The 21192-nt window shown below is 56.8% G+C and carries 18 protein-coding genes; 13 read left to right on the forward strand and 5 right to left on the reverse strand.

All coding sequences use genetic code 11. The features are described 5' to 3' along the window. The first annotated feature begins 45 nt into the window (after nt 1-45). The 5 genes from ACIOMO_RS17440 to ACIOMO_RS17460 all read left to right on the forward strand — a co-directional run bounded on the left by ACIOMO_RS17440 (nt 46) and on the right by ACIOMO_RS17460 (nt 6005). A complete protein-coding gene (locus tag ACIOMO_RS17440) occupies nt 46-2277 on the forward strand; it encodes a hypothetical protein (RefSeq protein ID WP_401242361.1) in 2232 nt (743 codons plus the stop codon). Then, nucleotides 2274-2552, forward strand: coding sequence for a hypothetical protein (locus ACIOMO_RS17445; protein ID WP_401242364.1), 279 nt, complete (start codon nt 2274-2276; stop codon nt 2550-2552). The genes ACIOMO_RS17440 and ACIOMO_RS17445 overlap by 4 nt, the downstream gene beginning before the upstream one ends. Nucleotides 2553-3028: 476 nt before the next feature. Continuing rightward, nucleotides 3029-4006, forward strand: a complete 978-nt coding sequence (locus ACIOMO_RS17450) for a hypothetical protein (RefSeq protein WP_401242367.1) — start codon at nt 3029-3031, stop codon at nt 4004-4006. Nucleotides 4007-5080: 1074 nt separating this feature from the next. Beyond that, nucleotides 5081-5299 carry a hypothetical protein gene (locus tag ACIOMO_RS17455; RefSeq protein WP_401242370.1) on the forward strand — a complete coding sequence of 73 codons (219 nt, stop codon included), beginning with the start codon at nt 5081-5083 and terminating at the stop codon, nt 5297-5299. A 130-nt stretch (nt 5300-5429) separates the two neighbouring features. Next, nucleotides 5430-6005 carry a recombinase family protein gene (locus ACIOMO_RS17460; RefSeq protein WP_401242372.1) on the forward strand — a complete coding sequence of 192 codons (576 nt, stop codon included), beginning with the start codon at nt 5430-5432 and terminating at the stop codon, nt 6003-6005. Between the two features lie 283 nt (nt 6006-6288). Here ACIOMO_RS17460 and ACIOMO_RS17465 read toward each other — a convergent pair whose 3' ends face one another. The 4 genes from ACIOMO_RS17465 to ACIOMO_RS17480 all read right to left on the reverse strand — a co-directional run bounded on the left by ACIOMO_RS17465 (nt 6289) and on the right by ACIOMO_RS17480 (nt 10310). Beyond that, entirely contained in the window at nt 6289-6660 is a 372-nt protein-coding gene (locus ACIOMO_RS17465; protein ID WP_401242375.1) for a Rap1a/Tai family immunity protein, read from the reverse strand. Between the two features lie 984 nt (nt 6661-7644). Continuing rightward, complete coding sequence (locus ACIOMO_RS17470) at nt 7645-9312, reverse strand: recombinase family protein (protein WP_401242378.1); 1668 nt, start codon at nt 9310-9312, stop codon at nt 7645-7647. A 16-nt stretch (nt 9313-9328) separates the two neighbouring features. Then, nucleotides 9329-9808 (reverse strand): YchJ family protein, encoded by a 480-nt coding sequence (locus ACIOMO_RS17475; RefSeq protein ID WP_401242381.1) that lies wholly within the window; start codon nt 9806-9808, stop codon nt 9329-9331. Nucleotides 9809-9812: 4 nt separating this feature from the next. Continuing rightward, nucleotides 9813-10310 (reverse strand): DUF6231 family protein, encoded by a 498-nt coding sequence (locus ACIOMO_RS17480; RefSeq protein WP_401242384.1) that lies wholly within the window; start codon nt 10308-10310, stop codon nt 9813-9815. Between the two features lie 199 nt (nt 10311-10509). Between ACIOMO_RS17480 and ACIOMO_RS17485 the strand changes: the two genes are divergently transcribed. The 4 genes from ACIOMO_RS17485 to ACIOMO_RS17500 all read left to right on the forward strand — a co-directional run bounded on the left by ACIOMO_RS17485 (nt 10510) and on the right by ACIOMO_RS17500 (nt 13211). Further along, a complete protein-coding gene (locus ACIOMO_RS17485) occupies nt 10510-11205 on the forward strand; it encodes an OmpA family protein (RefSeq protein ID WP_053117794.1) in 696 nt (231 codons plus the stop codon). 88 nt (nt 11206-11293) lie between these two features. Further along, nucleotides 11294-12016 carry an OmpA family protein gene (locus ACIOMO_RS17490; RefSeq protein ID WP_053117796.1) on the forward strand — a complete coding sequence of 241 codons (723 nt, stop codon included), beginning with the start codon at nt 11294-11296 and terminating at the stop codon, nt 12014-12016. A gap of 162 nt (nt 12017-12178) precedes the next feature. Further along, nucleotides 12179-12460 carry a DUF1145 domain-containing protein gene (locus ACIOMO_RS17495; RefSeq protein WP_053117797.1) on the forward strand — a complete coding sequence of 94 codons (282 nt, stop codon included), beginning with the start codon at nt 12179-12181 and terminating at the stop codon, nt 12458-12460. Further along, complete coding sequence (locus ACIOMO_RS17500; protein ID WP_282354794.1) at nt 12453-13211, forward strand: collagen-like protein; 759 nt, start codon at nt 12453-12455, stop codon at nt 13209-13211. Before ACIOMO_RS17495 ends, ACIOMO_RS17500 begins: the two co-directional genes overlap by 8 nt. A gap of 143 nt (nt 13212-13354) precedes the next feature. Here ACIOMO_RS17500 and ACIOMO_RS17505 read toward each other — a convergent pair whose 3' ends face one another. Continuing rightward, on the reverse strand, nt 13355-13813 hold the full coding sequence (locus ACIOMO_RS17505; protein WP_401242389.1) for a CopD family protein: 459 nt from the start codon (nt 13811-13813) through the stop codon (nt 13355-13357). Between the two features lie 99 nt (nt 13814-13912). Between ACIOMO_RS17505 and dinG the strand changes: the two genes are divergently transcribed. The 4 genes from dinG to ACIOMO_RS17525 all read left to right on the forward strand — a co-directional run bounded on the left by dinG (nt 13913) and on the right by ACIOMO_RS17525 (nt 21178). Next, complete coding sequence (gene dinG / locus ACIOMO_RS17510; RefSeq protein ID WP_008085357.1) at nt 13913-16057, forward strand: ATP-dependent DNA helicase DinG; 2145 nt, start codon at nt 13913-13915, stop codon at nt 16055-16057. A gap of 95 nt (nt 16058-16152) precedes the next feature. Further along, nucleotides 16153-18624 carry a beta-galactosidase gene (locus tag ACIOMO_RS17515; RefSeq protein ID WP_401242392.1) on the forward strand — a complete coding sequence of 824 codons (2472 nt, stop codon included), beginning with the start codon at nt 16153-16155 and terminating at the stop codon, nt 18622-18624. A gap of 191 nt (nt 18625-18815) precedes the next feature. Then, nucleotides 18816-19961 carry a serine hydrolase domain-containing protein gene (locus ACIOMO_RS17520; RefSeq protein WP_401242395.1) on the forward strand — a complete coding sequence of 382 codons (1146 nt, stop codon included), beginning with the start codon at nt 18816-18818 and terminating at the stop codon, nt 19959-19961. Between the two features lie 113 nt (nt 19962-20074). Continuing rightward, nucleotides 20075-21178, forward strand: a complete 1104-nt coding sequence (locus ACIOMO_RS17525; RefSeq protein WP_212550626.1) for an OmpA family protein — start codon at nt 20075-20077, stop codon at nt 21176-21178. Nucleotides 21179-21192: the final 14 nt, after the last annotated feature.

Here is a 21192-nt window from a genome sequence, read left to right on the forward strand (position 1 = left end):
ACTGTTTCACCCAGTTCATGGCCGTCATGGACGGGGGAGTAGCCGATGAGTTCACATCAAGATGTAATCGCTCAACTGATTGGCGTCCTTAGGTTCAACGTTGATCCAAGTGGTTTGCAACGTTTCACGGCGATGATGCGAACTGCCGAACGTCAAATGACTCAACTTGGAAGACAGGCGGACGCACTTCAACGCAAGCTCAGTCGTAAATTTGGTATCACTACAACTAGTGCTGATAGAGCGAAACTTGATGGTGCTATCGAGAAGTCACTACAAAAAGAGATGGCGACTAAACAGAAGCTTGCGAGAATGCAGCATGCACAGAATACTGCCGCCCTCAGTGCTCAAAGACTAGTTGCCACAGGCAAAAAAGAAGAAGCGTTCCTACAGAGTGCATCTTTGAAGCAGCAAGTTACTTCGGCAATCCTCGCTGCTAAACAACAGAAGGTGCAGCAGGAGCTTTTGAAAACAAAGTTGGGTGAGCACAAAGTTCAAGCCGCGTCGGAACAGTCGCAAATTCGCCAAGCTCGTTACGCAGACATTTTGCTAAAACGTCAGGCTCAGACTGTACGACTACAGCAACAGGCTGCAATGCACCAAACCAAGTACCAGCGTGCAGAACTGGCGCTGAGCAGTGCCCGTGCCAGTGGTGTCAGACAGGCGGAACGTCACAAGGCTTCCAAGCTGGCAGCCGCTGCTCGTGAAGCCCGCGCCCAGATGACACAGGATCGAGCAGCTAAGCGTTTTGATTTTTCAGCAGAGCGCCATGCCGCTTGGCAAGCCAAACAGGCTCAACCTGAAAGCACCGGGTTCGGTGGTCTTGCCGTGGGCTTTTCGGCAGCGTCAGCGGCGGTGTATGGCCTTGTTAAAGGGCTTGGCTACCTGAATGAGCGCATTACCAAGCGTCAGGAAGTTGCATCGGACAATCAACAGTTCGATAACACCCTGTTGGCCGCTGGGAATAACGACGCCGAAAGAGCACGGATTAAACAGGCGTATATCGACAATAGCCAAGAGTACGGAATGAAGATTGATCGTGAGTCCGCCGTTGCTTACAGCAACATGATTCAAGGTTTCCGTGCTCAAGGGAAGTCGCTTGAACAAGCTATCCAGTTGCAGAAAGATCAAGCCGCCGTGTTCCGTATCGGTAACTTGGACAAGACGCAACAGTACAGTGCTGCCTTGCAACTCAATCAGGGTTATTCAAAAGATCGCTTCATGGGCCAAGATCTACGCCCACTAACTGACGCTCTCGGTACTCGCCTAACTACGATCCTGTATCGAGCAATTGGTAAAGCGCTTGGTTACAAGGGTGATCAGAACAAGCTTGCTGGTTTCGTTCTTGAGGCTCAGCACGACGGCAAAGTAAACGGTGCAATGGTTCAGCAAGGGCTGCGTGACATTGTCGCCCAATCTCCTGAACTCCTTGAGCGTCATAAACGTTCATTGGATGCTCAAGCTGTGAGAGTAGAGAATGATCGATACTTGCAGAATGAGTCAGTGAACAAAGATCCCGAGTTGATCGAGGCGCTGGGTCTTCGTCTAACTGCTGAGAGAGAATTGATTGCCAGCACTAAGGGATTGTCTGAGTCTTTCCGTAACTTTGATACCGGCCTTGTAAAAATTCAAACTGGGATTCTTCGTCTATTGGCCGGTAGAAACGCCGACAATACAGATAAAACTCCAGAACAGCGTGCTCAAGATGTTGGTAGTGCTGGATTCCCTGAGGGGGTTGCCATTGATCCAAGTGTGATGGGTTCTCCAGCGCCGGGAGATGGTAAGAAAGCGAAAGATCCCGTCGATAGGTTTTATCGCTGGCTATTCAATCAACCAGATTACTCCGAAGGGCCAGCTAAGGCACCTATGTTGAATTGGACACTTACTAGTGTGGCGGGTCTCAAGTTTCCGCCGTTGGACATGTCCAAGTTTGGAGTTGCACCGCCAGATGAAACAGGGCAGATGCGTCAGTTCAGAATGCCTCCTGTATATACAGCAGCAGACATCATGGAGGCATCAGAACAGCAGCGCAAACAAACGTTGCTGCCAAGTGATTGGTTGTTGCCATCTGACCCTAATAGCGGCGTGATCAATAAGCCAACTGGAAACGTTGATCAATCAATGCACACAGACATCAAAGTGGACGTGACCGTTAATGCACTTGATCCAAATGGTAGAGAGCTTGGTAACGCTATCGGTGATGCTGTGTCTGAAAAGGTTGATGAAAAACTTAGCCAGATGCTGCGTGCAGCCCGTGCCGACCAGACGGAGGTGGAATGAAAGCCATCATCCGCGCTATTGCACTTGGTACTTTGGTACAGCTTGCCGTTGCCACAGGTCTTACTTTCTGGCTCTTCAACCACAACAACGATATGGCGTTGCAGTATGCCCAAATGGCAGAGCGTAACGCCAACGCTTACACAGATGAGGCACTTCGTTTGCGATATAACCAACTCCAGTTGGAGCGCTCACAAGAACGTGAAAGCCTTCATACATGGATTGATAAACGGATTGACTTGAAACTTTCTCAACTTCCCAAGGAACACAAACAATGAAACAAATCTTCACTAACGCAGCGGAGGCAATGAAAGTTGCCTTCGAGCTGTCCAAACTACTGAGGCGTCAAGTATGGCGTCATATGGGTGTGGATAAGCGCGGAGCTACAGTCTGGGTTGTCTCGTTAGATAGCGATCCCCACGACGCACTACAGGAGCTTACAGCATGAGTCGCGGACTACGTAACCAGCGTACTTGCCACTGCCGTAACTGCGGTAATGGTTTTCTAACTTTCAAAGCCACAGCGTTCTGTGGTTCGGCTTGCCGACATTCATACATTGCCATTCATGGCACCAATAAACCAGAAACGGGAGCGTACCTAGATGGCGCTAGCAGCACCGGTAAGAACATCCAATAAAAGAGACGCACGTAAGACATGCACCGTTTGTAGAGCAAAGTTTCTCCCTGTACACCGGAACACGCTGACATGCAGTGATGACTGCAAACGAGCAAGACGTAATAAGTCTGTCAGGGTAGTGAGCCGCAAGAAACGTAAGCCTAAGCCGTTCCCCGTCAGCAACGTATTCGTTCAACTTCTACTCCGTCACGCCAAACAAGCTGGTACGGTGCAGATTGTTCAATACATTACCGCTGAGCAATTGCTAGAACTTTTGTGGATGCACAAGCTGCAAATGACTACCAACGGTGCGGCGTCTAGACCGTTCGCCGACTATCACTTCTGTCACATCTATCCAGCGCACGGAATGCCCCACATCGGCAAGTTCACGCCCCAGAACCTTGTCCTTGGCAACGGCACGTTGAACCGGAAGCACGGTAACCGTTACTTCGGTGGTGGGGACTTCATCAGTCCGGCACACAAGACGAATCGCTACGATGTGCAAAGTTGGATGTCTGACGCTGAGATCGTAAAGCTCATGATTGAGTGCATCGGTCAGCAGGAGTGGAATGCCTTCAACAAGGTAGCCAAACTACAGCCGAGTACGAAGCAGTCCTACATAGACCTGTTGATGCCTCTTCTGAGCCGCGACGACCCAGCGCACCGTCAGTACCTGAAAGTCTTCGATGAGCCACGTTCAACGGCGAATGAACTACGTGCGGTGCTTGAATCACTGACTGAGAAGAAAGTGTTCTTGTTTGGATATCGTGGATACAAGTCACCCATGGACTTGATGCTCTCGGAATTTGGCCGTGTCATGCAGTACCGTCCAGACCTTGCTCCGGTGTTAGAGGCGCTGGAACAGATTGAGCAGACAGCTCGGTACTTCACACATGACAGCTTTGTCATAGACGATGTCGAAGGGTTCTTCTTTGACATTCTGCACGGTATCGACGTTACGGATACGGTGCTGGCAGAGCTGGCGGATATCGTTGTTGAGGCGCTGACAATCTCAACAGCCAAGATGAAGAACTTCGACAAGGTGGATGTCTATGATCCGTTTGCACCAGAACAAGTTGAGGCTCGTAGTCAAAGAATGTCTCAACGTGCTGCGTAACCCAAGCCCTGCCAGAGATGGTGGGGCTTTCTTTTGCGCGGGGAAAAGTCCGCACACCACACCCATTGCTCTAGTTTTACATGTCGTCAAAAGTTGATCCCATTCACCCAGAACCGTTGAGTTAGACGCTCGCAACGGGTCAAATTCGTGGGTAAGAAACACCGCCCCCAAGCTAGCCCTAGAGCACTGAGATTGCGCCATAGCGTAGCTATAATGATTATCCCCATCTGGCGAGGCCAACGATTGACCCCGGCGTATCAGGTAGTCCCCATCATCTGAATAATCATTATTCGAGTTCGGCAGTAATAACTATATCAAAACAACTATGTCGCCAGTTGATCATAAGTAACGGTTTGGGTGTTGACATAGTTACTATGGCCGAGCAAGTTGTTTGAAAAATAAGTTTGCAGCCTTTCGGAACTGGGTATAAGGTTTGTTCAAACCGCCAAAACGCCGAACCAAGAGATAATTGATATGCATACTCACGTGCTGCTTTCGTTTGACTTGAAACAGAACACCACTAATGAAACCCGTAAGGTCTTCGACGAAATCCTTGAGCAGTGGGGATGGACGGACTGTCACGAAGTTGGATCGACGAAAACGAAAGTCTTTTCAGTTGGTGGGAGAACTGCCGAGGCTAAGACGTATGCTTATATGGAAGTTTACGAAGCCACTATCAGCGCCAAGGTGAAGGAAGTGTCTTGTGTAATTCATTGTGGTGATTCTGAGCCACTGCAACGGACATTCCTTCAAGGCTCAGTAAGTTGGTGACAGGGCTGTAGTGGGAGGGCGAAACCTCCGCCATAACCCAGAATATCCCTGCTGAAACTGCTCCTAATCATGGTTATAAGAACTCACCCAGTTAGTACGCTCTGTTCTGAGGGCCAGCATTTCCGGGCCTTCCCGTGTTCAATGGATAAGCTGGCAACGGTGAGAACGCTTCAATCCGAGGTTTCTTCGCCAAAACGGTAGTTTTGAGCCGGAATCACCGATTTCTGCAAAAGCACGCTCTCCAGTCTCAGCCTACCAATGGCTGAGCTACGATTCCTGCACCACCCCTCAAGGATGAATGCCATGTCACACAACACAAGTGCCAACATCGCTACAGCGGATGCGCTTACGATCTTGCTGCGCAACCAACACGGAATCGCCGCAGCGCTGGAAGAACTCATTCATTGGGTTGAGAGCCAAGGAGGCGACATCGCCGCCGACAATGCTTTAGCAGCGCTGCACGGACTGGACTCACACGCTCGAACACTCACTGACGCGATCTACCAGCTTCGTCAGGTGTAGGGATCATCAAACGACCGTTAAACGATACCGTCTGTCGGCCCGCTGCCGGGTATCATAAAAATAGCTTGGTGGATTTGATGATGCTGAGTTATGGTGATCCCACGTTAAGCGATGCCAAGGAAAAGCCCCCATGTCCCGTACGTTCCTGTATGCCCGAGTCTCGACCTCAGGCCAGTTCACCGAGAACCAGACCCAAGAGGTCAAGGCTGCTGGTTTCGATGTACAGGCGAGCCGGGTGATCGAGGAAACCATATCGGGCAGTGTCGCCGCCAAGGAACGCCCCGGCTTCCAGAAGCTACTGGATCGTATGGAGAGTGGGGACGTGTTGATCGTCACCAAGCTTGATCGTCTGGGACGTAATGCGATGGATGTGCGCCAGACCGTCGAGACCTTGGCTGAGAACGGTATCCGTGTTCACTGTCTGGCGTTGGGTGGGGTAGACCTAACGTCCCCAGCGGGCAAGATGACCATGCAGGTGCTGAGCGCTGTAGCGGAGTTTGAACGTGACTTGCTGATCGAGCGTACTCAGCAGGGTTTGAAGCGTGCAAAAGCTGAGGGTAAAAAGCTGGGTCGGCCTGAGGCGATGGACACCACGAAGAGGGTTCTCTTCTGGAAGGGCAACAACAAGTCACAGGCAGAGGTGGCTGCTGAGCTGGGTATAGGGATTGCGACAGTTAAACGCCACTGGAACCGCACTAACGCCTGATACAGCGTGGTATCAGTGGGTGTAGCACCTTGGGAGTGCAGTAGATGACGTATGCACGTTTGGCGCCGTACAGGGCCAGCAATGCAACACCGCTCTTTAACAACTGAGTAGGTTATTTTGGGAAAGCTCGGGGCTTCGATGGCCCCGGTTTCCTCTTGCTTAGCCGCGCTGCCGGTTTGCTAAAAATCCGGTCGTGTAGCCAGAGCATTTGTCTGAGTGGTCGAAATTTTCGGCGAAAAATGGGATTGGCCAATATCGTCCCTTCGGCTCTACTGACGGTGGGTCACTTGCAGGGGTATGCCGCTTTGTATGCGAGCATTGCCAAGCCCGCAGCAGGCATTTGGAGTTTGTTGGGATTCTCTAATAGGAATTTCACAACGATTCTCGCCTTCTGGCCGTTGTTGATTCCTGCGGTTGGATAGCATGTTTGCATTCTGGCCGGAAGTGAGTCGTTCAGAATGAATAACGCTCCCTCGACGCCTTCAACGATCCCGGTGCAGTAGCCGACATCGAAAGGGTCTACGTTCTTGTCGCCATCGATGAACTTGATAACCACTTGGCAAGTGCTGAGTAGTTGGTTTCCGTCGCCCGCCATCGCCTGACAACAGCCAAACATTCCCAACAGTGCAAGCGCTGCTGCTATCCCTGCTTTCATGACAACTCTCTATACGCATGTGTGATCGACTGAGCTTACAGTCTCGTTGGGCACCGTGCTATCACGTCACTCATTAGGCCAGGAACTGGGAATATCGTTGGATTGCTTCGGTAAATGATTGTCCGCCCGCTTAATTACCTCCGCTACCCACATCTTCGCTTCGTTCCAGCTTCTGAGTTGGTCGCCACACACAGGGCAGTACAATTCGTCCTTATCTCTCACTCGAAGCTTGATGCTGCGGATGGAGAGGGTAGACCCGCACTTACTGCAATTGACGTGTTCTGTAGTCATCTTTTGCTCCTTGTTTCGTGCGATAGGGAATCACCAACCTGATTCAAGTTGGTGATTCATCTTCATCAATTACAGGTCGAGGACATACTGGAAAGGCGGGCTACGGAAATGCTGCCTCACGTGCTCCCACCGCCCAAAACGCCAGCGGGGGTAATCGTGGACGAAAACGCTTTTGGTGCGTTGAGACGACGAGCGGTGACGGGGACGTCTAGCCATGAGAAATGGAGCCTTTAGAGAGATTGCTGTGGTGCAATCCTCTGGGCGTGACAACGTACACACAAAGTGTTGTTGACGTGACGGTCACGCTGTTGGCTTAATGACCGCCTGCCCAGATTCATGCGTTTTTTGAAACGTGTGTATCGGGGGTGGTGCGGGTGGATCACGTTCTGTCGCCAAACTTCGCGTGACCACTCGCAAGCATTTCCCTTCTACAGACCTATTACGGTCTTCCATCTACGACAAAACCCTACATGTAGGGCCTTTTTCGTGCCGTGCTACAAGATAATGCGTTTCAGGGGCGGATTGCAACGTACTGCCTGTGGATAAACCTATGCGTAAATTGTGTAAGAAACACGGAATTCCCGTGTAACCCGCGAGCTTGTTGAGCCAGACCGTTTATCACTGTTTTTTCGCATATAGAAAACGTTCGCGAAGTTTTTAAGGGCGCGAACGCTATCACAAGAATTCTTGCTTTCAGCGGAGCTGACGTTTCAGTTCTGGTAGGGCAGGGACTTTGATTTCTCTCATCCAGTGCTTATTAGTTGTGCGCTTCCATTTCGGCGAATCGCCGTGCAGCTTTTGCAGGTCATCAAACGTTTCCGATGCACTTTCGATCCGTATTTTGCTGTTCCTGTGGGTGATAGCCCCAATGACCGACGGCTCTGATCCATCAGCAGCGGTGACGCTGATCAGATACATTTCATTGCAGCGTCCGTTCTTGCGAACAAATATTTTCGTGCCTAGCCGTTTAGTCAGGTTGTTCGCTGCTGCTCGTCCTTCGAATGATGTTACGTCTAACTTCTCGAAGAAATCGGATTTGCTCACCACTCGGTCAACCGCCATTTGCTGACGAAGTGTGTCTTTCTCTACGCCCACGGCTGCGAGCTGGCTTTCCAGCTCGTGCAGCAGTTTCGCCGTTGTCCTGCTGGGATATTCGTTATGTGCATCCTCAGCGGCTGCAAACTTGGCCCGTAGTTCTTCACTACGACCCTCCGCAACGTCCAGCTTCTTGCGTATGGCCCCTGAACTACCTTGAACGAGGCTCAGCGAATCCAGCTTCGCGAGGATTTCCCGGAACACTGTTTCTGTTCGTGTGGCGCTGACAACTCCCGCGCTGCACATTCCCCGGATGCTGTGGCTGCACTTGTAATACTTGTGGCCTCTCTGGCTTTGCAGGTGCATGGCAGCCCCGCAGTCGAAGCAAAAGAAGATGCCCGCCATTACGTTGAAGTTGGTCGTCTGTTTGGTGATCTTGTGTAGTCGCCGGGAGCCTCGTGCAGCCTGTGCCCGGTAGAAGGTTTCTTCATCCACTACAGGCGGGAAAAAGCCCTTGATGGGTTCGCCATCTGGCGTCCTGACGCCGTCGATGAAGATGTGGGGCTGATACTCGCCTAACGTGGTGCGGGAATCCAAAATATGGCGAACGGTGCTGAATCCCCAGAGGCCGGAGAAGTTCTTTCGGCCCGCAGAGAACGCCGGTATGCCTTCCTGATTCAGCGTGGCTGCAATATTGCGTGATCCGTGCCCTTGCGTTGAGAGATCGAAGATCCGTCGCACCACTTGAGCGTGGTCAGTGTTGAGAACGTAACCAGCCGGAGTGACATCTAGCCAAAGCGGCCTGAGTTTTCCAAGGGGCTTCTTGGTAGCACGGGCATCAGCCTGTTTCTTCCGCCACGCAGATGAAACCCGGCTTCCTTTCGTGGCGCTTTCTTCGTGCGCCCGCGACATGCTGATTATCGAAATGAACAGGTCAAGTTCGTTGTAGTCTCGGGTGTATAAGCGTTTGTCTATGCTGGTGTAGACGTTGATTCCCTTGGCGAGCAGAGTAAGGAAGCGGGGTAGGGCTTCCCCCACCTTTTCACGTGACAGACGATCCAGCGATTCAACCACCAAGAAGCTACCGGGCGGAATCGTGCCGTCGTCTACGAAGGCGAGGAATCGCGCCAACTCGCCTGTGTCGTCTAGATGCTTACCCTTGTAGGCGGAACGACCACGGTCGAAGAACAGGTATTCAGTTGGGTCTGCGAGTTGAAGCTCGCGCTCTACAGCGAACTCCTTCGTGGCTCTCATCTGGCGGGCTTCACTGTCTCCCGCTGACTGCTTCGCGCTACTAAATCTGATGTACGAGAAAACCTTGGACATCGTGCTACCTACTGATTCAATTTCCTTGTAGGTAGTTGTAGCAGCATTTCTCGAACTTTTGCCCGCTGGCGCATGGGCAACTGTCATTGCGCCCCAGTTTCAATTGCACTGTCGGGTCGATGAAATACCAGCGCCCGGCGTTCTGCACAAACGAGGAACGCTCGCGATGGCTGTGCTCACCCTGATCGTCGTGCCAGCGCGCAGTGAAGGTGACGAAGGCGTGTTCCGGCTGCCCACCAAAGACTTCCGAGCTCTCGACTTCCAGGCCGAGCCAGGTGCTCTGCGCGCTCCAGTTGCTGATCGACTGCCGATCCAGACCCGCTTGCTGAGCGGGCAGGGTGGTCGCCACCAGATAGTCGATCAGGCCCAGCACATAAGCGCTGTAGCGCGAACGCATCAAGGCTTCGGCACAGGGCGCCGGCAGGCCGTCGTGATAATGGCCGCAGCAGGCATCCAGCAGGTTGCCGCTGCCGCACGGGCAAATGGCTGTACTCATTGCATTACCACCAGTATTTCCCGAAATTTTCCGGATTGGCCCAGAACCGCGCGTTGAGCCAGTCGGGGACTTGTTTGTAGTCAAGCAGATCGTAAGTGAACAGGGTCAACACTTGATCTTCGCGCTGAAAACGTTCGCTGGCTTGCAGGGCCAGCGAATAGAAATCGGTTTCCTGCCAGCCGCAAGCCGACAGATCTGCCAGTACCGCGATGCGGCTGGCATTTAAATTTCGAATCCCGCCCAACAGATTCAGGCCATCGCGCTTGGGCAAATGTTCCAGGCAATCGACCACCAGCGCCAGATCAAAACGCTGCGCAGCCAGTTCGGCGGGCAACGCACCGGGGGCGGCGTGGGCGACAACGGAATCCGGGTGCGCCTCCTTGAAAGCAGTCAGGGCCGGGAATTCGCTGGCGCCGAGCAACAGCAAACGCGCCGGCGCGTAGCGATCCAGCAAAGCGGCCAACGCCTGTTGCGGCGTGCGGGAAGAAATGGCGACGTTCATCGAAGCTCCTCAATCAGACCGCCAAGACTAGCCTGCCTGATCACGCCCGCAAAGAGCCCTGTCCCGCGACTTTGCGGCAATTGCGGCGAAGTCCTGTGAACACGGTCGCAAACAGCAGTGGCCTATTGCTGGCGGAGATTAAAACTCCGGTCTTTACTCCCTGAATCGGTTTCAAGCCGATCCCTCAGGAGAAAACCAGATGAGCATAGTGCGGACAGCATTACCTTTGATTCTGCTAACCAGTGTGTTGACGGGTTGCGCAGGTTTGCAGAAAACCGACTGGCCGACCTGTGCGGCGGTCGGTGGTGTCGTCGGGGCCGGTCTTGGCGCGACGGAAAGTTCGGCGTGGGCGGGCTACGGCGCGCTGATCGTAGGCGGTACGGCAGCGGCGTATTGCTGGGTACATGGTGATGGCGACGAAGACGGCGATGGTGTGCCGGACAGCCGCGACAAGTGCCCGGGCACTCCAAAAGGCGTGCAGGTCGATGCTGACGGCTGCCCACCACCGGCTCCAGCCCCCGTGGTTGAAGAAGCGGTAGTGGTCAAAGAAGAAACCATCGTTATTCGTGATGTGCACTTCCAGTTCGACAAAGCCACGCTGACCAGCCCTGACAAACAGGTGCTCGATAAAGTCGCGACGCGCCTGAAACAGGAATCCTCGACTGCACAACTGACCGTCACTGGTCACACCGACAGCGTGGGCAGCGATGCCTACAACAAAAAACTGTCGGATCGCCGTGCGCACTCGGTGGTGGAGTACCTGATCCAGCAGGGTGTGCCTCGTGCCAGCTTCGTTTCGGTGTCGGGTCTGGGTGAAAGCCAGCCGGTCGCTGACAACAAAACGGCAGACGGTCGCGCACAAAACCGTCGCACCGAAATCAAAATCCAACGCTAGCCCCCTCGCATCCGCGGCTTGTGCAGTCGCGGATGCGGGTCTTTACTCCTGTGTAACCGGTATGGGCCGGTGACACAGGAGCTTTCAAATGAGTGTTTTCTCAAGGTCCGTCTTGCCGGTTCTGCTGCTAGGCAGTTTGCTCACCGGTTGCGCCACGCACAGCGATGGCACTGCACCCCTCAATCAACGTACGTGGCCGGTCTGCAGCCTTCTTGGCGGCTTGGTCGGTGGCGGTCTTGGCGCCATTGAAAGTGGCGGCTGGGCCGGTGGCGGCGCAGCGCTGGGGATTCTTGCCGGCGGACTGATCTGTTACGCCCAGGATGGCGATGAAGACGACGATGGCGTGTTCGACCGCCGCGACCGTTGCCCCGATACGCCGGCCAATACCCCGGTCGATCACCGTGGCTGCCCGTTGCCGCAATATCCGGTCACCGAAAAAACACCGGAGCCTGTGCCGCAAACGGAAGTCATCACCCTCAGCGATGCCGGCGATGTCTTGTTCGATTTTGACAAGTCTGACCTGACGCCTTCGGCCAAAGCCCAACTCGATACGCTGATGGACAAACTGCGTAATGCCGACGTGGTGAGCATCAAGGTCATCGGTCATACCGACAGCAAAGGTTCGGACGCTTACAACCAGGCGCTGTCGGAACGTCGCGCCAGCAGTGTCGCTTCGTATTTGCTGAGTCAGGGTCTGTCGCCGAACAAACTCACCAGTGAAGGGCGTGGCGAGAGTGAACCGGTGGCTGACAACGCAACCGATGAGGGCCGCGCGAAAAACCGTCGCGTGGAATTGCACATCAATCGTTAGGACGCGTCTGTAGGGCGCAGGCTAGAGCCGCCGGTCTTCGATCATCGAAGACCCGGCGGCCATTTGGCGACTTGTCTGGATTTTTTCTTTTCCCCTCTGGCTTATCCCCCGCAGAAGCCGTTACTGTGCGTCCAAAGAATAATTCGCAACACGGGGGAGCGTATGAAAGTGTTCTGGGGGCTGGGGCGGTTGTTGACCCTGCTGTTCTGCTGCGTGGTGCTGGCGAATCAACTGGTGCCATTCGTTCATCCGCTGCATCTGCTGGTCAATCTGGCTGGCGGTCTGTTGTTGCTGATCCACGTGCTCGAAGTGCTGCTGTGCAATCGCAGCCTCAAGGGGCGTCCGCACCCTTGGCGTGACCGTGGCCGCATCCTGTTGTTCGGCGTATTCCACCTGCAAACCATCCCGGCCCCGGCCGCTCCGGAGGCTTCTTCCCATGCGTAAACTTTGCCTGCTCGCTGCATTCATCAGCCCTTTGGCCTGCGCCCAAGTGGTGACGGTTGAAACCAACTCGCTGATGCGCCTGCCCAACACTACCAGCACCTTGCAACTTGAACGTCTTGACGTGGCCGATTACGGCACGTTGCTGATTCCATCGAATGTGACCGAACTGACCGTGGGCGAATTGCGTCTGGGTCATGAAGCACGCATCGCCATCGTCCCGGCGGAACAAGCGCTGGAGATGAAAGTGGCGCGCGCTGAACTCAGCGAAGGCAGCCAGATCACCGCACGCGGTGCTCCCGGTACTTACGAAAAAGCCGCGCGCGCGGGGCGCAATCTGAATCTGCAATTCAAAGCGTTGAACGCGCCGCAACTGTTGGTTGATGCCCGTGGCGGTACAGGGGCGCCGGGTTTTGTCGGTCTGGATGGCGGCAACGGTGAAGACCCGGGCTGCACTTATGGTTCGGCCGGCCACGGTTTTGATGGCAGTGACGGCGCTGACGGCCAGCCGGGTGCACCGGGTGCGCTGGTGCGACTGGAAGTGCCGCGTGAATTTCCGGCTGAACTGATCAAGGTCAATGTGACCGGTGGCAACGGTGGCCCGGCGGGTGTCGGCGGCAAGGCAGGCAAGGGCGGCAAGTCCAAGGGTTGCCTGGTGTATCGCGCCGATGGCGGCAAGAACGGCAAGGCCGGGGCGGATGGACAGCCTGGGCCAGTGGGTGCGGCGGGGGCTGTGACTGTTCAGCGCCTGTAAAAGCAGACCCTCACCCCAGAGGTGACTCACGCTATCCATGGCTGATTGTTCCCACGCTCTGCGTGGGAACACAGCCCGTGACGCTCCGCGTCACTGGACGCGGAGCGTCCCTTGCGGCGTTCCCACGCAGAGCGTGGGAACGATCACGGCCTCGCCGCCGCTATCGCCACCAGCACCAACCCGACAATCAAATTAATCCCCACCACCCGCCGAATCCGCCCCAACACCGCCGCACCCGTCGGCCAGTCCTTGGCGTCCACCGCCGTGCGCAATTCCGGCAGCATCAGCCCTTGGATGCGGATAAACAGCGCCGTCATCACCACGTACAACCCGATCATCACCTGCACATATTTCGGCGCGGTTTCAAACCCGACCTGCTGCAAATGCAACATGCCCACGCCGCTGATCGGCAACAGGATCACCGCGATCCATACCCAGCGGAAAAAACCTTGAAACACTTCCACCCACAAGGTCAGCCGGGCGGGGCCGTCGAGGGCCTTTACGGCCGCAGGGCGCAAGACCATCCAGGCGAAAAACATGCCGCCGACCCACACCAGGGCGGACAGGACATGCAGGGGGTAGACGAGGCTAAAAAGTGTCATTGGGTTACTCCGTTCTGCGCAGGATCGATTCGCGGGGTATGATAGCCGCCGATCCAAACCACTGAAAATTTATCCAGCGTTTTTTGCGCCCGACACTCAATGATCAGCACTGAACTCAAAACCACGATCCAGGGCGCCTACTCGCGTTTTCTTGAAGCCAAGAGCCTCAAGCCGCGTTATGGCCAGCGCCTGATGATCGCTGAAATCGCCAAAGTCCTCGGGGATATCGACACCGACGACGAAGGCCGGCGCAGTGGCGACCCCGCAATTGTTGCGGTGGAAGCCGGCACCGGTACCGGCAAGACCGTGGCCTACAGCATGGCGGCGATCCCCACGGCGAAAGCCGCCGGCAAGCGTCTGGTCATCGCCACGGCGACCGTCGCGCTGCAAGAGCAGATCGTCTACAAGGATTTGCCCGACCTGATGCGCAACAGCGGGCTGAATTTCACTTTCGCCCTGGCCAAGGGCCGTGGCCGCTACATGTGCCTGTCCAAGCTCGACATGCTCTTGCAGGAAGGCCACGCGCAAACCGCCACTGCCCAGCTGTTCGAAGAAGAAGGCTTCAAGATTGAGGTCGACGAGGCCAGTCAGAAGCTGTTCACCAGCATGATCGAGAAACTCGCCGGCAATAAATGGGACGGCGACCGCGACAGCTGGCCGAATGCGCTGGAAGACGCCGATTGGGCGCGTCTGACCACCGATCACAGTCAGTGCACCAACCGTCATTGCCCGAACTTCGGCCAGTGCGCCTTCTACAAGGCCCGCGAAGGCATGGGCAAGGTCGACGTGATCGTCACCAACCACGACATGGTGTTGGCTGACCTGGCATTGGGCGGCGGCGCGGTACTGCCCGATCCGCGTGACACCATTTACGTGTTCGACGAAGGTCACCACCTGCCGGACAAGGCCATCGGCCACTTCGCCCACTACACGCGGCTGCGTTCCACCGCCGACTGGCTGGAAACCACCGCCAAGAACCTCACCAAACTGCTCGCCCAGCATCCGCTGCCGGGTGATCTCGGCAAGTTGATCGAGCAAGTGCCGGAACTGGCGCGGGAGATCAAGGCGCAGCAGCAGTTCATGTTCAGCGCCTGCGAACAGGTCGCCGATTTCAAACCCGGCGAAGACGTCGAGGGCCGTGAGCGCCCGCGTCATCGGTTCGTCGCCGGGGTGATTCCCGAGCACATGCGCGAGATGGGCATCGAGCTGAAGAAAGGTTTCTCGCGCTTGAACGATCTGTTTACGCGTCTGACCGACCTGCTCAAGGAAGGCATGGACGGCGAGGTCAACATCGGCATCGCCAGCAATCAGGCGGAAGAGTGGTATCCGCTGTTTGGCAGTCTGTTGTCCCGTGCCTCCGGCAACTGGGAGTTGTGGACGGCCTTCACCGCCGAAGACCCGGAAGACAGCCCGCCTATGGCGCGTTGGCTGACCTTGGCCGAAAGCGGCTCGCTGTTCGACATCGAGGTCAACGCCAGCCCGATTCTGGCCGCCGAAACTTTGCGCCGCAGCTTGTGGAACGTCGCCTACGGTTGCCTCGTTACGTCCGCAACGCTGACCGCGCTGGGCACTTTTGACCGCTTCCGCATGCGCGCCGGTTTGCCGAAAAAAGCCGTCACCGCCGTGGTGCCGAGCCCGTTCCATCACGCTGATGCCGGCGTGCTGCGGGTGCCGGATCTGAAAGCCGATCCGCGCGATGCTCCCGCGCACACCGCCGCGATCATTCGTGATCTGCCGGATCTGGTCGAAGGATCGCGCGGCACGCTGGTGCTGTTCTCCTCGCGCAAACAGATGCAGGACGTGTTCGACGGCCTCGACCGCGACTGGCGCAAGCAAGTGTTCATTCAAGGCAACCTGTCGAAACAGGAAACCCTGAACAAGCACAAGGCGCGGGTCGATGGCGGTGATTCCAGCGTGTTGTTCGGTCTCGCCAGTTTTGCCGAAGGCGTCGACTTGCCGGGTGCTTACTGCGAGCACGTGGTGATCGCCAAGATTCCGTTCTCGGTGCCGGACGATCCGGTCGAAGCGGCGCTGTCGGAATGGATCGAAGCCCGTGGCGGTAATCCGTTCATGGAAATCTCGGTGCCCGACGCCTCGCTGAAACTGGTTCAGGCCTGCGGTCGTCTGCTACGTACCGAAGAAGACCGCGGCACCATCACTTTGCTGGATCGGCGCCTGGTCACTCAGCGCTACGGCAAGGCGATCCTCAATGCGTTGCCGCCATTCCGTCGTGAAATATCCTGAGACATCGGTGGGCAGTTTTGCCCGCCGTGTTGTCTATCTCTCTGCCATCGCTTTTCCATTGGCCATTATTGGTCGTTAGGGAGAACTCCGTTCTTATGATCCGCCGTTCGCTGCCTGCCGTTTTCGCCTTGATCTTCGCTGCCCCTCTGCTGGCAGCGCCTGCCGGTCAGCAGACCCTGTTCAACTTTGTCCGCCCGGCGGACGTGGTCAAAGTCACCACCGAAAACGCCGATCTGCCCCAAGCCAACGCTGAGCAAACCGCAGAAGGCGAAGTGCTGCGCCGGGTGACGTTCAACCCGGTGGCCCGTCCGACCCTGCGTCTGACCCCGCAGACCGGTGCCTGGGACTGGTCGCAGTCGGGCATGATGAGCCTGCGTCTGCAGAGCGCGATGAACTGGGCCGTGACGGTCTATGTGCAAATCCAGAGCAATGACGGCCGCACACTGGTCAGCCGCGTCGACCTGCCGGCCGGCCCTGCGCAGACCTTGCTGGTGCCGCTGGTGGCGTCGACGCCGCTGAGCCAAGGCATGAAAGCCGGGCCGCCGATGCCGATGACCGTCGACGGTCAGCGCATTTTGCTGGCCGCGAGCAGCGGTGAGATTGATCGCAGCCAAGTGGTATCGGTGAGCCTGTCGATGGATCAGCCGAAAGTCGCGCAGAGCTTGCTGCTTGAGCGTTTCGGCGTGCAGGACGGCGAGTCGGTCAGCCAAGCGGTGTACGGCAATCTGGTCGACGCTTACGGGCAATCGACCCGCAGCAAATGGCCAGAAAAAGTCACCAGCGACGAACAACTGAAATCCGCCGCCGCCAAGGAACAGCAACAGCTGAAAACCTGGCTGGCCGAGCGCGAGAAGTCCTCGCTGGACAAGTTTGGTGGCTGGAACAAAGGCCCGGCGTTCAAGGCCAGCGGCTTCTTCCGTACTGAAAAGCGTGACGGTCGTTGGTATCTGGTCACGCCTGAGGGGCATCCGTTCTACTCCCTGGGCGTCAACACCGTCAGCCCCGACGTCAGCCAGACGTACGTGGCAGGTCGCGAGTTCATGTTCGAATCCTTGCCGAAACCGGATGAGCCGTTGGCCAGCCACTTTGGTGAAGGCGACAACCGTGGCGGCAATGGTGTTGATCAAGGTCGAGGCTACGGCAACGGCCGCTGGTACGATTTCTACGGCGCCAACTTGCAGCGTGTGTACGGCGAACCGTGCAAAGCGGACAGCGCAGGCAAATCCGGCGTCGCTGCTGCGGCGAAGGCTGAAGCCACTGAAACCGCCGCCGTCAAAGCCGCAGAACCTGCCGCTGTACCGGCAGAGCCGAAGTCAGGCGTCGCCGAAGCGGCCAAGACTGAAACCGTGCAAGTGGCCACTGAAAAGGCTGCCGCGCCGTGCAAAGCAACTATTGATGAGCAACAGTGGGCCAACCACACGCTCGATCGCCTGCAAGCCTGGGGCTTCAACACGGTCGGCAACTGGAGTGCCGATTCGCTGAGTGACGCCGAGCGCGTGCCGTACACCTTGCCGCTGTCGATCGTCGGCGACTACACCAGCATCAGCACCGGCAGCGACTGGTGGGGCGGCATGCCCGATCCGTTCGACCCGCGTTTCGCCATGGCCACCGAGCGTGCCGTGGCCATCGCTGCTCGCGATCACCGCGACGATCCATGGCTGATCGGCTACTACGCCGACAACGAACTGGCCTGGGCCGGCCCGGGCGACGATGCGAAATCCCGTTACGCGCTGGCCTACGGTACGTTGAAAATGACCACCGACGTGCCGGCCAAACGTGCGTTTCTCAAGCAATTGCGCGACAAGTATCGCAATCAGGCGGGCTTGTCGAAGGCGTGGGGCATTGATCTGCCGGCGTGGGAATTGATGGAAGACCCGGGTTTCGTGCCGCCATTGCCGAACCCCGAGCACCCGGAAATCGAGGCCGACTTCAAATATTTCCAGAAAGTCTTCGCCGACACCTACTTCAAGACCATCTCCGATTCGCTGAAATGGCACGCGCCCAACCAGATGCTGTTGGGCGGTCGCTTCGCCACCAGCACCCCGGAAGCCGTGGCGTCCTGCGCGCAGTATTGCGATGTGCTGAGCTTCAACATGTACACGCTCAAGCCGCAGGATGGATATGACTTCGCTGCGCTGGGAGCTTTGAACAAACCGGTGCTAATTACCGAATTCAACTTTGGCTCGGCTGATCGCGGCCCGTTCTGGGGCGGCGTGACGCAACTGAGCAAGGAAGAAGATCGCGGGCCGGCATATGCCAATTTCCTCAAACAGGCGCTGAGTGAACCGTCGATCGTCGGCGTGCATTGGTTCCAGTATCTGGATCAACCGGTGACCGGGCGTCTGCTCGATGGCGAGAATGGCCACTTTGGTCTGGTGGGCGTGACGGATCTGCCGTATCAGGGCTTTGTTGAAACCGTGCGCAAGAGCAATTTGCAGGCGATGGATCAGTTGGGTCAGCAGGCGCAGAAAGCGCCGGTGCATGAAGCTGAAGGTGGCCGCAAAGGCGAGGCCGGCAAAGGCGCGGGGGCCGGGCATGCGGGTGGGCATTCGGGGAATGGTCATTAAGGTTTGAAACGCTAAAAGATCGCAGCCTTCGGCAGCTCCTACAAAGGAACGCAATCCCATGTAGGAGCTGCCGCAGGCTGCGATCTTTTGATTTGGCTTTTTAACCGTCTAGCCCGCAGCTGTTCCCAAATCCCTCAAGGGCTGGAACAATGCGGGCCACTTTGTAGAGCGTTTTCGCGGGGGAGTTGCGGGTGCAGATTCAGGGACATTACGAACTTCAATTCGAAGCGGTGCGCGATGCTTTCGCTGCACTGTTCGACGATCCCCAGGAACGCGGCGCAGCCTTGTGCATTCAGGTCGGCGGAGAAACCGTCCTCGACCTCTGGTCAGGTACCGTCGACAAGGACGGCGCCGAAGCCTGGCACAGCGACACCATCGCCAACCTGTTCTCCTGCACCAAAACCTTCACCGCCGTCACCGCGCTGCAACTGGTCGCCGAAGGCAAGTTGCAACTCGATGTGCCGGTCGCCCGCTACTGGCCGGAATTTGCCGCCGCCGGCAAAGAATCCATCACCCTGCGCCAATTGCTCTGCCACCAGGCCAGTCTGCCGGCGCTGCGTGAATTGCTGGCGCCGGAAGCCCTGTACGACTGGCAGACCATGGTCGACGCCCTCGCGGCGGAAACGCCATGGTGGACGCCGGGCACTGGCCACGGTTACGCGGCAATCACTTATGGCTGGCTGATCGGCGAATTGCTGCGACGTGCCGACGGTCGCGGCCCGGGCGAATCGATTGTCGCCCGCGTGGCCAAGCCGTTGGGGCTGGATTTCCACGTTGGCCTGGCTGACGAAGAATTCCATCGCGTGGCGCATATCGCGCGCGGCAAAGGCAATCCCGGCGATGCCGCCGCGCAACGTCTGCTGCAAGTGACCATGCGTGAACCGACCGCCATGAGCACCCGCGCCTTTACCAATCCGCCGTCGGTGCTCACCAGCACCAACAAACCGGAATGGCGACGCATGCAGCAACCGGCAGCCAATGGTCACGGCAATGCGCGCAGCCTCGCCGGCTTCTATGCCGGGTTGCTCGACGGCAGCCTGCTGGAAAGCGACATGCTCGAAGAGCTGACCCGCGAACACAGCCTCGGCGAAGATAAAACCCTGCTGACCCGCACCCGTTTTGGTCTGGGCTGCATGCTCGACCAACCCGATGTGCCTAACGCCACCTACGGCCTCGGCCCACGGGCGTTCGGCCATCCGGGCGCGGGCGGATCGATCGGTTTTGCTGACCCTGAGCACGATGTCGCGTTTGGTTTTGTGACAAATACCCTTGGGCCTTACGTTTTGATGGATCCGCGCGCGCAGAAGCTCGCGCGGGTGCTTGCCACTTGTCTATAAAGCAACACCCGAGGTCTCTACATCGGAACCTCGTGCAATTTTTCGATTCAAAGCGACAGTTTATCCGGGCGAAAGTGCTCTGATTTTTCATTACTTTATTTTGTGGATTTTCAATGTCATCTAAAAAGACCCTCGCCCTGGCCCTGTGTGTAGCGATCACCGGTTGCGCACAGACCCCAAAAAACGATGCGGAAGGCACCAGCACTTGGTGGCCGTTCGGTTCCTCCGACAAAGTCGCGGCCAAAGAGCCAGCTCCAGCCCCGTTGAAACCTGCCGCAACCGCGCCGGTTGCCAAGTCTGAAAGCAGCAACCCTTGGTACTGGCCGTTCGGTTCCGATGACGAAGCCGTCAAGGCTGACATGAAGGCCGAAGTCGCGCCTGAAGCGAAAAAACCGGTCGCCGTGGCCAAGGCTGATGCCGATTCGGGCGCCAAGTGGTGGTGGCCGTTCGGCGCCAAGGACGATCAAACCCCTAAAGCCGTGCCGATGCCAGATCCGAAAGTGACCCAGGCCTGGCTCGACGATTACGAGCCGCGCCTGCGCGAAGCGGTCAAGGACAGCAACCTGCAACTCGAGCGCCGTGAAAACGTCTTGGTCGTTACCGCACCGGTAGAAGGTTCGTTCAACCCGGATCGCCCGGCCATGCTGTTGCCGGTCACCCTCGGCCCGTTCACTCGCGTGGCTAAAATCCTCGAAGCCGATCCGAAAACCGCTGTGCTGGTACTCGGTCACAGCGACACCAGCGGTTCCGCGCCAGCCAACGTCAAGCTGAGCCAGGAACGTGCACAAGCCATCGCGGCGATTTTCCGCCTCAGCGGTTTGCAGCGTGATCGTCTGATGCTGCGCGGCATGGGTTCCGAAGCACCGCGTGCGGCCAACGACAGCGTTGAAGGTCGCGCCCTGAACCGTCGCGTCGAGATGCTGGTGACGCCGCAAAACACCATGGTTGCCCTGCTGAGCAAGTACAACATGCCAGCACCGAAACCCGTCACCATGGTGGCGGCGCAAGACGTCAAGCCAGTGGCCAAACCGGTAACTCCGGCTCCGGCCGCGAAGAAAGCCGCTGTACCGGCCACCAAAAAAGCCCCGGCGAAAAAAGCCGCTGCCAAAGCGCCTGCGAAAAAAGCCCCGGCCAAGGCACCGGCGAAGAAAACCACGCCAGCCAAAGCGTCGACCACCGACAAGAAAGTCGCGGCGACCGATACCACCAAAAAGTGATTCGCTAACGAAAG

The sequence above is a fragment of the Pseudomonas sp. NPDC087804 genome (assembly GCF_044742965.1).
GTDB lineage: Bacteria > Pseudomonadota > Gammaproteobacteria > Pseudomonadales > Pseudomonadaceae > Aquipseudomonas > Aquipseudomonas rustica.